We start from the raw sequence: 13,067 nt of genomic DNA on the forward strand, positions 1-13,067 counted from the left end.
ATGATTGGAAATGAAAGAAGAAATCATTGAACGGTTTACTACATACGTAAAGGTCGACACACAGTCCGATGAATCCGTCGACACCTGCCCTTCCACACCCGGCCAATTGACGTTAGGCAACATGCTCGTTGATGAATTGAAATCAATCGGCATGCAGGATGCAGCCATTGATGAAAACGGTTATGTCATGGCGACTCTTCCCTCCAATACTGAAAAAGACGTGCCGACAATCGGCTTTCTCGCTCACGTCGATACCGCCACAGACTTTACCGGCAAAAATGTGAATCCGCAAATCGTTGATAACTACGATGGAAAAGACATCGTTCTCAATGAACAGCTTCAGGTCATCCTGTCGCCTGATCAATTCCCTGAGCTGTCTGGCTATAGAGGTCACACACTCATCACCACAGACGGCACCACCCTTCTCGGCGCAGACAATAAGGCCGGTATCGCTGAAATCATGACAGCCATGGATTACCTCATCAAACACCCTGAAATCAAGCACGGCACGATTAGAGTCGCCTTTACGCCTGATGAAGAAATCGGCAGAGGGCCACACAAATTTGATGTAAAACGGTTCAATGCGTCCTTTGCCTACACTGTTGACGGCGGCCCGCTCGGCGAGCTTGAATACGAAAGCTTTAATGCCGCTGCCGCAAAAATCACGATCAAAGGCAATAACGTACATCCCGGCACGGCAAAAGGGAAAATGATTAACTCTGCAAAAATCGCGATGAAGCTGAACAGCCTGTTGCCGGCAGATGAAGCGCCTGAGTATACAGAAGGCTATGAGGGCTTCTACCACCTGCTGTCGATTCAAGGAGATGTAGAGGAAACAAAACTCCACTACATTATCAGAGACTTTGACAAAGAGAACTTCCAAAACAGAAAAGACACAATGAAGCGTGTCGTTGAGGAGCTTCAAAACGAATACGGAAAAGAACGCGTTCAGCTTGATATGAACGATCAATACTACAACATGAAAGAAAAAATCGAACCTGTCATCGAAATCGTCAACATTGCCAAACAAGCGATGGAAAACCTCGGCATTGAACCGAAGATTTCTCCAATCCGCGGCGGGACGGACGGATCCCAGCTGTCCTACATGGGACTCCCGACGCCAAACATCTTTACCGGCGGGGAAAACTTCCACGGAAAATTTGAATACATCTCAGCTGATAACATGGTCAAAGCCGTAAACGTCATCGTTGAGATTGCAAAGCTGTTTGAAGAACAGGCGTAATGCCAAAAACCAGTCCAAAAAAGGACTGGTTTTTTTGCGTAAAAATGAAACATTTTTAAAACGTCCTCCGTAAAACAAGTATCAACGGATGAGGAGGAAAAACAGTGACAAAACAAGCAATTGCTGCAAAAAAGAGCCTATTGAAAAAATGGATCACGACTAGACCGCTAAACATGCAAAAGAAATCCAGCCCGTTTCAAAAGATCAGAAAAATGTTCAAACGCTTCTTCTAATTGACATACACATCCTCAAAACCACAATCTCAATCCCTCTCGTACCGCCCAAATGCTCCGTGATTTGGGTTTTTTGTGTTTGATTGCGGAAAATAGGGTATACATCAAACAAGCAAAAAAAAAGAGAATCCAAAAACAGGTAATTAGAATCACGAAAACTTAGTCTTAAAGTTATATAAAGGAATTGATTATAGCGTCGATAGTAACTATAGAACCAACCAACAACTAGAATAACCATCGAGATGTAAGACTATTTTCAGGTCAACAGGTTAGACTGTTTTAGAGGGACAGTAATTTATTTTTAGTCGATTTGGAATTTTTTGAATACTTTTTGACATTTTATCCGTACAATAGAGAATACCAAAACTATTTTTGGGAGGTATGTAACATGATCCTATTTATTATCATCGCATTATGCGGCTATCTTCTTTTTTCTTTCAGCAAGGACAATCGCCGCAAACCGCAAAAGACAAGCCCTCTGCCAGCAGCCGCACCTCATCACAACAACCTAATCGACCTTGACGCCATCCGCCAAAAACGCCGGATGCATCTTTCCTAATTCTATATTTCAAACGAAAAGGCTGCTGAATCAGGCAGCCTTTTAAAATTGTTTTGATTTAGAGCCTGAAAACTTTTCACCCTCTATCCGTAATTTCATACTAGGCAAATCCAAAAGGAGACTTTAGCAATGATTGAATTATTTATGAAACAAAAAATGTTCTCGTTTAAAGATGCGTTTCACATTTATGACCGGGATGAACAGGAGACATTCAAGGTCGAGGGGCGGTTCTTTTCGTTAGGGGACTCGTTACAAATGACAGATTCAACAGGAAAAACGCTCGTGTCCATAGAACAAAAAGTGATGTCTTTTTTGCCGCGATACGAGATTTCAATTGGCGGAGAAACGGTTTGTGAAGTGACGAAGAAGGTAACGTTTTTCAAACCGAAGTTTGAGATTTCCAAGCTTAACTGGGAAATCGAAGGTGATTTGTGGAAGGACGAATTCCAGCTGACGGACGGGAAGAATGTCCGGATGTCCGTAAGCAAAAAGTGGCTAAGCTGGGGCGATTCCTATCACTTGCAGATTGCAAACGAGGAGGATGTGCTGATTTGCACGGCTATTGCTATCGTACTGGATATGGTTTTATATAACGATGAAGATGAAAGTATTTTCTAAAAAGTGTTGACAATTGATTCAAAAGTAATAATATTAAGATAATTGAAATCTATATATGAAGATGTACCTTATCAAGAGAGGTGGAGGGACTGGCCCTATGATACCCGGCAACCGCTGTTTTAAACAGAATGGTGCTAAATCCTTAAGAACATTGCGTTCTTGCAGATGAGGCGGAGATTTGATCGTTCAAGCTCTTCCTTACACAAAGGAAGAGCTTTTTTATGCTCAACATAATTTAGAAAAGAGGCGAATGACATGGCTCAACAAACACATCTTGCAGGACAAAAAACAGAACAACAGCGCAAAGCTCCTTTCCGTGCCGATCATGTCGGCAGTTTATTGCGCTCTGCTCCGGTGAAAGAAGCCCGGCAGAAAAAAGCGGCCGGCGAGATCACAGCGGAACAGCTGCGTGATGTCGAAAACCAAGAAATCACCCGCATTGTGGAAAAACAAAAAGAAATCGGCCTTGATGTGGTAACAGACGGGGAATTCCGCCGTTCATGGTGGCATTATGATTTTCTGGAAGGGCTCGACGGCGTGGAACCATTCATTCCGGCTGAAGGGATTCAGTTCCATCATGCCAAAACAAAAGCACGCAGCATCAAGGTGACGGGAAAACTCGATTTTACGAGCCACCCAGCACTTGCCGATTATCAATTTTTACATAAGATTGCCGGCGGGGCGACACCCAAGCTGACGATTCCGAGCCCGAATATGCTGTTTTTCGGTGAAAAGGCTGATAAGGGGATTTATGATGACCAAGAGGAATACTTTCATGACCTGGCCCAAGCGTACAAAAAAGCAATCAAAGCCTTCTATGACGCTGGCTGCCGTTATCTTCAGCTTGATGATACGTCATGGTCTCTCTTCTTTGAAGAAAAAGGCAGAGAGGTTGTCCGGGCGCTCGGCGGCGATCCAGAAACATTGCCTGCCTTGTTTGCCAAAACGATTAACGATGCAGTGGCAGACCGGCCTGATGATTTAGCAATCACGATGCACATTTGCCGCGGCAACTTCCGTTCAACTTGGGCGGCATCTGGGGGCTATGACGCTGTTGCAGAAACGATTTTGGACGGCTTAAACCTGGACGGCTTGTTCTTGGAATACGATGATGACCGCTCTGGAAACTTTGATCCGCTCCGTTATGTGAAACGCAAAGATCTGCAAATCGTGCTCGGCTTGATCACATCAAAATACGGCGAGCTCGAAAATCCTGACGATGTGAAACGCCGAATCAATGAAGCGGCGCGCTTTGTCAGCTTGGATCAGCTGTGCCTCAGCCCGCAGTGCGGTTTCGCCTCTACAGAAGAAGGAAACCTTTTGACAGAGGAGCAGCAATGGGCAAAGCTTCGCCATGTCATCGACATCGCCAACGATGTGTGGAGATAATCTATCATTGACAGAAACAGAAAATGTGTGAATAATAGATACTATCAGAAAATTTCATAAAAAGGTTTTCCTTATCAAGAGAGGTGGAGGGACTGGCCCTGCGATACCCGGCAACCGCTGTTTAACAGAATGGTGCTAAATCCTTTAGAGCAATAATTGCTCTTGAAGATAAGGTTGAGATTGTCACACAAGCTCTTCCTTATCCAAAGGAAGAGCTTTTTTATACTCGAATGGAAAGAAGGAATGGACAACATGTCACAACAAACAACACCCGCAGAACAACAATCACTTCAAAGAAAAAAACCGCCGTTTCGCGCGGATCAAGTCGGGAGCCTGCTGAGATCTGAGCCCGTCAAAAAAGCACGGCTGCAAAAAGCGGCTGGCGAAATTACGGCTGAACAGCTCCGCCAAATTGAAGACGATGAAATCACCCGCATTGTGGAGAAACAAAAGGAAACCGGCCTGAACGTCGTGACTGACGGTGAATTCCGCAGAGCGTGGTGGCATTTTGATTTCTTAGAAAATCTGGATGGCGTTGAGCCGTTCACTCCTGAGCACGGCATTCAATTCCATAATGTGCAGACTAAAGCACGCGGCATCAAAGTCACAGGTGATATCGACTTTTCAACTCACCCAATGCTTGAAGATTACTCATTTCTCCACAGCATTGCCGGTGATGCGACGCCAAAGATGACGATCCCAAGCCCGAATATGCTGTTTTTCCGCGGCAAGCTAGAAAAGGCTTCCTATAAAAATGACTATCACCTTTTCCAGCACGATGTATCCAAAGCATATAAAAAGGCGATTCAAGCGTTTTACGACAGAGGCTGCCGCTACCTCCAGCTTGATGATACGGCATGGGCTGTTTTCTTATCTGAAAAAGGCTTAAAACAAATCGAAGCGTTTGGAACAACGCCTGACGAGCTTCGCCAGCTATTTGCGAAATCCATTAACGACGCGATTGCTGACCGTCCGGATGACTTGACGGTAACCATGCATATTTGCCGCGGCAACTTCCAGTCCACTTGGACAGCTGAAGGCGGCTATGACGCAGCAGCCGAAACTATTTTTGACGGCTTGAACCTGGACGGGCTTTTCTTAGAGTATGATGATTCACGCTCAGGCGGATTTGAGCCGCTCCGGTATGTGAAGCGCTCTGACCTTCAGCTTGTCCTTGGTTTAGTGACATCTAAATTTGGTAAGCTTGAACATCCGGACGATGTGAAACGCCGTATTGAAGAAGCATCCCGTTATGTGAGCTTAGACCAGCTTTGCCTCAGCCCTCAATGCGGATTCGCTTCCACTGAGGAAGGCAACAAGCTGACTGAAGAACAGCAATGGGCGAAGCTTCGCCACGTGGTTGAGATCGCTAACGATGTGTGGAAATAAGCAAAGAAAAAACACACTTGATTCCCTAACGGAGCAAGTGTGTTTTTTCTATCATTGTGCAGTGTAGCCCCCATCAAGGACGACAGCCTGCCCAGTGACGCCCTTCGCCTTCTCGCTTGCCAAAAACACGGCATAATCCGCAATTTCCTTGACGGAAAGCAGTCGCTTTTGCGGCACAAGCGGAAAAATGACTTGTTCAAGTACAGAGTCGTAAGGGACATTTCTCGTTTTCGATAGATCGCTAAGCTGATTGCGTACAAGCTGGGTATCGACATAACCCGGGCAGAGCGCATTGACTGTAATGCCGTGGGGCGCGCCTTCCAGCGCCCCGACTTTTGTGAGTCCAATGACGCCGTGCTTGGCGCTATTGTAAGCGGATTTCCCTGCAAAGCCAACTAATCCATTAACAGACGCGATATTAATGATTCTGCCAAACTGCTGTTTTTTCATGATCGGAAAAACATGCTTCATTGCGATGAAGGGCGCCGTCAGCATGACCTTGATCAGCTGTTCAAAGGTTTCTGTCGGAAACTCTTCAATCGGGGCGACGTGCTGAATACCGGCATTGTTCACCAAAATATCCAAGCGCCCGTACCGTTTTTGGATGGCGTTCACCGTGTCAGCGACTTGCGCTTCCTTTGTCACATCACACGGGATGGCCACCGCGTCAAATCCTTCATCTGCAAGCTTGGAGACTGCCTTTTCGCACGCTTTCTGATGGAGATCTGAAATGATGACGCTGGCGCCTTCACGGGCGAATTCCCTCGCGATTTCGAATCCGATTCCGCCGGCTGCCCCTGTTACCAAGGCGACTTGTTCGTTCATGTCAAACACCTTCCCATTAAGAATTTTGTTTGAGCACAGACTGGCTTACCGCGAAATCAGCTTCTGTTTTTTCATAAACCTCTTCAATGGTGACACCTTCCTGAAGCTCCGTCAGCGTCATGCGGCCGTTAACAAAATCAAACACTGCCAAATCCGTAATCAGCCTGTGCACGACTTGCTGGCCTGTCAGCGGAAGCGAGCATGTTTTTCTCACCTTTGACTCGCCATGTTTATTGACATGCTCCATGATGACAACGATCCGTTTCGCACCGTTGACGAGATCCATGGCGCCCCCCATCCCTTTTACCATTTTGCCGGGGATCATCCAATTGGCCAAATCACCCTGCTCCGAAACCTCCATGCCGCCGAGAATAGCCAGATCGATATGCCCGCCTCGTATCATTGCGAATGATTCAGCACTGTCAAAATAGGAAGCGCCCGTCACTTCAGTGATCGTTTCCTTCCCAGCATTGATCAAATCCGCGTCTTCCGTTCCTTCCAGAGGATAGGGGCCGATCCCGAGCAATCCGTTTTCTGACTGAAGCATGACGTGAACGCCATCGGGGATCTCATTTGCGACAAGCGTCGGCATTCCAATCCCAAGATTCACATTCATGCCATCCTTGATTTCTTGTACAGCGCGTTTAACCATTCGTTTTCTCGCTTCCTTCATTTCGCTTCACCCTTTCCCGCCGCTTGCCGAACTGTTCGTTTTTCAATCCGTTTTTCTTGGCTCGCGCCACGCACCACATGCTGTACATAAATTCCCGGTGTATGGATGTGATCTGGATCGAGCTCTCCTGCGTCCACGATTTCTTCCGCCTCGGCAATCGTAATCTTGCCTGCCATCGCAGCAACGGGATTGAAATTTCTCGCCGTTTTCCGAAAAATCAAATTCCCCATGGTGTCCGCTTTCCACGCTTTAACGATCGCCACATCGCCAGTAATGCCTCGCTCCAGTACATACGTCCGGCCGCCGAACGTTTTATGCTCTTTTCCCTCGGCTATGGAGGTGCCGACGCCTGTCGCCGTATAAAATCCCGGTATGCCCGCGCCGCCTGCACGAATTCTCTCAGCGAGTGTTCCTTGGGGTACAAGCTCGACCTCAAGCTCTCCGCTTAAAAACTGCCGCTCAAAAATTTTATTTTCACCGACATAGGATGCGATCATTTTCTTGATTTGCCTGTTAGCCAAAAGCAAGCCGAGCCCCCAGTCATCGACCCCGCAATTGTTGCTGACAACGGTTAAATCCTTTACTCCCTGATCTCTTATCGCCAAAATGAGCTGTTCAGGAATGCCGCACAGCCCGAATCCTCCTGCGATCAGCGTATCTCCATCATGAATCAGTTCCGCAGCTTCCTTACTTGATGACAGCACTTTTCCCATATTGATGCCCCTTTCGTTTTCTCCTACACTAGACCCGTCAAGCTGTAAATTGCGATCACAGCGAAAACGGCAGCCGTTTTGATGAGCGTGATCGCGAAAATATCCCGATACGATTGCCGGTGAGTCAGTCCCGTCACGGCCAGAAGCGTAATGACGGCTCCATTATGCGGCAGCGTATCCATGCCGCCCGATGCCATCGATATGATCCGATGCATCACTTCCGGCGGAATGTTGTAAGCCTGAATCGCCTGCAAATATTGATCTGACATCGCGCTTAACGCAATGCCCATACCACCTGAAGCCGACCCGGTGATTCCCGCCAGCACCGTTGTCGTGACAGCCCCGTTTACAAGCGGGTCGGCAAAGGTGTGCGAAATGCCGCTGCTCAGCTTGTGAAACCCCGGCAGTGCGGCGATAACGCCGCCGAAACCATACTCGGCACCCGTATTCATAGATGCCAGCAAGGCGCCGCCGATCCCTTCATTCAGCCCCTCCTTCATTTGGGCAAACACTCTTCTCCAATCAAATAAAATCGTTGTGATGATGCCAATCACCAGAGCAAGCTCAACCGACCAAATGGCAGCTGCTGAAGAAATATCAAGCTTTCCGAACTCCTTTAATCCGATCGATGAAAAATCAAATCCATTCGGATACCACTTTGGAAGGTATATGGTGAAACATTTATTCATTGCACCTACGAGTATAAGCGGGACAAAGGCAAGCGCATGCTGCACCGGGCTTTTGTCAGGTTCTGCCGCGAACTCAGACTTTTCGAGAGCGGCTGTATTCTCCGAATCAAAACCGCCATAGCCTTCGCCGGATGCCTGCGCTTTTTTCCGCCTCGATTCCAAATAGAGCATGCCCGCTGCCAGCACAATCACTGCGCCGATCAAGCCAAGCCAAGGAGCGGCATAAATGTCTGTTTTGAAAAACGTCGTCGGGATGACATTTTGAATCTGCGGCGTACCCGGAAGTGCGTCCATCGTAAACGTAAAAGCCCCTAAAGCAATCGTTCCCGGGATAAGGCGTTTCGGTATGTTTGCTTCTCGGAATAAATTTTTTGCAAAAGGATATACGGCAAACACGACAACAAACAGGCTGACGCCGCTGTACGTCAAGATAGCGCCCATCAGCACAATTGCAAGTATCGCTCTTTTTGCCCCGACAAGCCTGACAATCGTTTTTGCAATCGATGCCGCAAGCCCGGACATTTCGACGACCTTTCCAAAAATTGCACCGAGCAGAAACACTGGGAAATACAGTTTCATAAAGCCCGCCATCTTCTCCATAAAAATGGATGAGAAAAAAGGGAGCACATGGCTTGGATCTGTCAGCAGCACCGCGAATAGCGCGCAAATCGGCGCAAACAAAATGACAGAAAATCCCCGATACGCCGTAAACATCAGCAAACCTAACGCCAATAGAATAATGATCAGTTCCACAAGCATCCCCCATTTCCACAGATAAGAAAGCGTTTACAAAAACTCCCCGCATCGGCTGTTTCCGTCCCCTTTCCATATGTACGAGAAGCGGGGGCCAACTATTCCGATTAAAAAAGGAAAGCTCCTTTTTTCGGAGCTTTCCTCTGCCATCATTTCATTCCTATTAGGATATCGACATCAACCGTGATATCGGCTGATTTCATCTCTTTCAGCAGGCTGACTCGGTCTTTCGGCGCCGACCAGGCGAGCGGCGTCATCTGGAGCAGCCAATGTATCGCTTGCCGGTTAAGCGTTTTGGCATAGCGCAGCCTCGCTTGATGACTGCGTTCAACATTCGCTGTAAAACGCTCAACAGCTGCCGTATTGGAATACGTACGCCTTGGTGAATCAGTATATAAAAATTGCCTTAATTCTATTAAATAATCTTTTCGCGGCACTACTTTAATGAGCATGCCATCATCCCTCAGCAGTCTATGAAACTCTGCATAATTGGACGGCGAAAAAATAGACAGCACAACATCAAATTGGCGGTCATAAAAGGGAGCACGCGCCACATCGGCAACCGCCCACATCTGATCTTTGAATGCCTTAGAAGCTTTTATAATCCCATCCTTCGAAAGATCGATGCCTGTTCCCATCGCTGCTTTCCCTGCATAATCAAACCCGCAAAGCGCATTCAAATGAGATCCCTCACCGCATCCGCTGTCCAAGATGGTGAAAGCTTCTTCACCAGAGCTGGGGTAACTGATGAGATCTGCAATCGCATGATGGAGCGGCTCAAAGAACCGGCATTCTCCAATCAGCCTGCTCCTCGCCTCAAAAAGTCCGGCATCGTAACCGGTTTTGACCGGCTTCGCCAGGAAGTTCACATACCCGTGCCGGGATCTATCAAATGTGTGGCCTCGTTCTGTACAAATCAAGCTTTTTCCTGAATCCGCATCCATGGAAGAACCGCAGAGCGGACATCGAAACATGAGGGCGAATTGGCTGAAATCAACTGTTCGTTTCATGATAACAACACCTCATTCATTCATTTTTAGATAAATGAAAAAGGCATAGACAAATAAACCTGGGCCTCTCTCAAAAATTGGCCAGGTCTGGCAGATTGTCTACACCTGTCATTATCTATAACGAATGAATTGGATAATCATGAAAAAAACTCCCTTTTTTGCTGTATGGGTTTCCCCATGTACATCATACAACAAACCTCTAGGAGCTGAAAGCATAGGTTGAAGAAAAATCAATGCCATACTGCTGCTGCCCTCATCAACATCATATCAGCATAGCAATCCAACATGTTTTTCCTTTATTTTCTCAAATTCAAAATATAAATTTTATTATTGTGAAAATAGTTAAAAAGGTTGATTTTCAAAAAGTGAAAGGATAAAATACTGCTATCATCTTAGAAAAAGACATTCTTGTATATGATCAGTAATATGGTCTGATTGTTTCTACCTAGTAACCGTAAAAAACTAGACTACAAGAAAGTTTGAATAAATTTGAACGAGTTGAAAAGGACAAGTTCTTTTCTGTTTGCTCTTATTTTTCACACTTTCTGCACTTCCAGAATTTGTGAAGGATAAGGGCTTTTTTTGTTTCCATAATAAACCTCATAGGAGTTGCTATCATGTACTTTTTATTAAACCTTGTTGGTCTCATTGTGATTATGGCAGTTGTATTCCTATGTTCTCCGCAGAAAAAGAAAATCAAGTGGCGCCCGATCATTACGTTAATTGTTCTGGAATTGCTGATTACTTGGTTTATGCTGGGAACGAAAGTCGGGAGCTGGGCCATCGGTAAAATTGGTGATTTCTTCACTTGGCTGATTGCTTGCGCCAGTGACGGTATCGCGTTTGCCTTCCCATCAGTGATGGCGAATGAAACAGTAGACTTTTTCTTCAGTGCACTTCTTCCAATTATCTTTATCGTCACATTCTTTGATATTTTAACATATTTCGGCATTTTGCCTTGGCTGATTGATAAAATCGGTTGGGTGATTTCAAAGGCTTCCCGCTTGCCGAAATTAGAGAGCTTTTTCTCAATTCAAATGATGTTCCTGGGAAATACGGAAGCACTTGCGGTCATCCGCCAGCAGCTTACGGTTTTAAACAACAACCGCCTGCTCACATTCGGCTTAATGAGCATGAGCAGCATCAGCGGCTCCATTATTGGTTCTTATCTGTCAATGGTGCCGGCGACTTACGTATTTACAGCAATTCCGCTGAACTGCTTAAACGCGCTGATTATCGCAAACTTGCTGAACCCTGTTCACGTGCCGGAGGATGAAGACATCATCTATACCCCGCCTAAAGAAGAGAAAAAAGACTTTTTCTCTACGATTTCTAACAGTATGCTTGTCGGCATGAACATGGTGATCGTTATTTTGGCCATGGTGATCGGATATGTCGCATTAACATCAGCAGTCAATGGCATTCTTGGCGTTTTCGTACACGGACTGACCATCCAGACGATTTTTGCTTATCTCTTCAGTCCTTTTGCCTTCCTGCTTGGCCTGCCGGTACATGATGCGATGTATGTCGCTCAGCTAATGGGAATGAAATTGGCAACGAACGAGTTTGTTGCGATGCTTGACTTGAAAGAAAACCTCAAATCACTTCCGCCTCACACCGTTGCGGTGGCGACGACATTCCTGACGTCATTTGCCAACTTCAGTACTGTCGGCATGATTTACGGAACATACAACTCGATCCTTGACGGCGAAAAGTCAACCGTCATCGGGAAAAACGTGTGGAAATTGCTCGTCAGCGGAATTGCAGTATCTTTACTAAGTGCTGCGATTGTCGGCCTGTTTGTGTGGTAGAAACATTGAGCCATATCCCTTTTAAGGATATGGCTCTTTTAATTATTGATAAACAGAGGAAGGCACCTGCACATCTCGGATTCCGGCTGCATAAGGTCCCAGGTCATATTGGCCGAAGACGATGGCGATTCCGTTTTTCGTAAAGTAAAACGTTGTGTTTTGGTTAAGGGTAATATCCTCTTTCTTTACGTCAGGGAAAAACAGCGTGTTATGTTTTTGGATATAGCTGTACAGGTAATCTTTCGTTTTGCTGATTTTTGTTTTGGTATTCAGAATCTGATTCAGTGTCACCCGCTTTTGTGCTTTCAAGTCATAATTAAATGACTGAACAGACGTTAAACCATGAGCGCCGCCTGAATAGATATAATTGAGTGTTTGAATGCTGAGCTTGCCTGCGGCATTGTATTTGACGCTGAAGGATGTTTGATATTCCGCTTTGAATCCCTGCTGTTCGCCTGCTTTTTTGTTTTTCAGGTATTCCTGATACGATTGTTCAATGTAGGCTTTCAGCTCTTGATTGATTTTCTTTTCAAACGCGGCATTTCCAATGTGATGCACCTGAGGATACTTTAATTCCTTAATCTTTTTATACGTATGGCTGCTGACAGTCGGTCCTTTCGCTTGAACTGCATTCGATGCGGGGGCCGTATATGCAAATACAGCAAAAAGCAAAACAGAAATCCCAGCAGCTTTCAGCATGTTGCTCCATTTCATACGATCTCCTCCTTTAATATGCATTGCTTATGATTCCCTTTTTTCTGAAAGGTACACTTTTATAGACTCTTGAGGGTGAAAAGAAGTTTCTAGGTCTAATCGCTTGATTTTTCCAATAAAAAAAGAGACACAATGTGTCTCTTTTTTTATTGTTTTCGTTCCGCAATGGCTTCGTGCACCGCTTGTGCCAAATCTGTATTTCCAAACATCTCTAACACCGCAATGACGGTCTGGTCCGGAATGTGTTCTGATTCGTGCTTCGGCACGACCAATTCATCCATGGTTTTTTTCAAGCTTTCATTCAGCTTCTGCTGCGGATACGCCTTGGCGTACAGCTGCAGCGGATCAAGATCATGGTTCACGCACCATTGGGCAAACACCAAAATCATCATATTTTCATCGCGTTCGTAGGCTTCAACGAGCTGTTTTTCGTTCATCTGTCATGCTC

General features: G+C 46.0%; 14 protein-coding genes and 3 riboswitches. Of the genes, 7 read left to right on the forward strand and 7 right to left on the reverse strand.

What is annotated here, in order from left to right; translation table 11 throughout:
• Positions 1-10: 10 nt before the first annotated feature.
• The 6 genes from pepT (at position 11) to MOC09_RS18590 (ending at position 5,431) form a co-directional block, all read left to right on the forward strand.
• Positions 11-1,243, forward strand: coding sequence for a peptidase T (pepT, locus tag MOC09_RS18565; protein ID WP_268360169.1), 1,233 nt, complete (start codon positions 11-13; stop codon positions 1,241-1,243).
• Positions 1,244-1,347: 104 nt separating this feature from the next.
• Positions 1,348-1,476, forward strand: a complete 129-nt coding sequence (locus MOC09_RS18570) for a hypothetical protein (RefSeq protein ID WP_268360168.1) — start codon at positions 1,348-1,350, stop codon at positions 1,474-1,476.
• 310 nt (positions 1,477-1,786) lie between these two features.
• Positions 1,787-2,035 (forward strand): hypothetical protein, encoded by a 249-nt coding sequence (locus MOC09_RS18575; protein WP_268360167.1) that lies wholly within the window; start codon positions 1,787-1,789, stop codon positions 2,033-2,035.
• 129 nt (positions 2,036-2,164) lie between these two features.
• Positions 2,165-2,653, forward strand: coding sequence for an LURP-one-related/scramblase family protein (locus MOC09_RS18580; protein ID WP_268371455.1), 489 nt, complete (start codon positions 2,165-2,167; stop codon positions 2,651-2,653).
• A 65-nt stretch (positions 2,654-2,718) separates the two neighbouring features.
• A riboswitch (SAM riboswitch) is annotated at positions 2,719-2,825 on the forward strand.
• 83 nt (positions 2,826-2,908) lie between these two features.
• Complete coding sequence (locus MOC09_RS18585) at positions 2,909-4,042, forward strand: 5-methyltetrahydropteroyltriglutamate--homocysteine S-methyltransferase (RefSeq protein ID WP_268371457.1); 1,134 nt, start codon at positions 2,909-2,911, stop codon at positions 4,040-4,042.
• A gap of 68 nt (positions 4,043-4,110) precedes the next feature.
• Positions 4,111-4,217: riboswitch (SAM riboswitch) on the forward strand.
• A 77-nt stretch (positions 4,218-4,294) separates the two neighbouring features.
• Positions 4,295-5,431, forward strand: a complete 1,137-nt coding sequence (locus MOC09_RS18590) for a 5-methyltetrahydropteroyltriglutamate--homocysteine S-methyltransferase (protein WP_268360164.1) — start codon at positions 4,295-4,297, stop codon at positions 5,429-5,431.
• Between the two features lie 51 nt (positions 5,432-5,482).
• Here MOC09_RS18590 and MOC09_RS18595 read toward each other — a convergent pair whose 3' ends face one another.
• The 5 genes from MOC09_RS18595 to MOC09_RS18615 form a co-directional block, all read right to left on the reverse strand.
• On the reverse strand, positions 5,483-6,256 hold the full coding sequence (locus tag MOC09_RS18595; protein WP_268371459.1) for a 3-hydroxybutyrate dehydrogenase: 774 nt from the start codon (positions 6,254-6,256) through the stop codon (positions 5,483-5,485).
• A gap of 16 nt (positions 6,257-6,272) precedes the next feature.
• On the reverse strand, positions 6,273-6,929 hold the full coding sequence (locus MOC09_RS18600) for a CoA transferase subunit B (RefSeq protein WP_268371461.1): 657 nt from the start codon (positions 6,927-6,929) through the stop codon (positions 6,273-6,275).
• The gene (locus MOC09_RS18605; protein ID WP_268360161.1) at positions 6,926-7,642 is read right to left on the reverse strand and encodes a CoA transferase subunit A; all 717 of its coding nucleotides are present in this window, start codon (positions 7,640-7,642) and stop codon (positions 6,926-6,928) included. Before MOC09_RS18605 ends, MOC09_RS18600 begins: the two co-directional genes overlap by 4 nt.
• Positions 7,643-7,665: 23 nt before the next feature.
• Positions 7,666-9,084: a GntP family permease gene (locus MOC09_RS18610; protein ID WP_268371462.1), complete on the reverse strand. Its 1,419-nt coding sequence runs from the start codon at positions 9,082-9,084 to the stop codon at positions 7,666-7,668.
• Between the two features lie 149 nt (positions 9,085-9,233).
• On the reverse strand, positions 9,234-10,094 hold the full coding sequence (locus MOC09_RS18615; protein WP_268371464.1) for a methyltransferase domain-containing protein: 861 nt from the start codon (positions 10,092-10,094) through the stop codon (positions 9,234-9,236).
• Positions 10,095-10,482: 388 nt separating this feature from the next.
• Positions 10,483-10,584: riboswitch (purine riboswitch) on the forward strand.
• Between the two features lie 127 nt (positions 10,585-10,711).
• Here MOC09_RS18615 and MOC09_RS18620 point away from each other — a divergent pair.
• Complete coding sequence (locus MOC09_RS18620) at positions 10,712-11,905, forward strand: NupC/NupG family nucleoside CNT transporter (RefSeq protein WP_003236213.1); 1,194 nt, start codon at positions 10,712-10,714, stop codon at positions 11,903-11,905.
• A gap of 42 nt (positions 11,906-11,947) precedes the next feature.
• Here MOC09_RS18620 and MOC09_RS18625 read toward each other — a convergent pair whose 3' ends face one another.
• Together MOC09_RS18625 and MOC09_RS18630 are read right to left on the reverse strand one after the other, a co-directional pair.
• On the reverse strand, positions 11,948-12,619 hold the full coding sequence (locus MOC09_RS18625) for a DUF3298 and DUF4163 domain-containing protein (protein ID WP_268360158.1): 672 nt from the start codon (positions 12,617-12,619) through the stop codon (positions 11,948-11,950).
• Positions 12,620-12,765: 146 nt separating this feature from the next.
• Positions 12,766-13,056, reverse strand: coding sequence for a hypothetical protein (locus tag MOC09_RS18630; protein ID WP_268360157.1), 291 nt, complete (start codon positions 13,054-13,056; stop codon positions 12,766-12,768).
• Positions 13,057-13,067: the final 11 nt, after the last annotated feature.

It is taken from the genome of Bacillus sp. N12A5, assembly GCF_026790125.1.
Lineage (GTDB): Bacteria > Bacillota > Bacilli > Bacillales > Bacillaceae > Bacillus.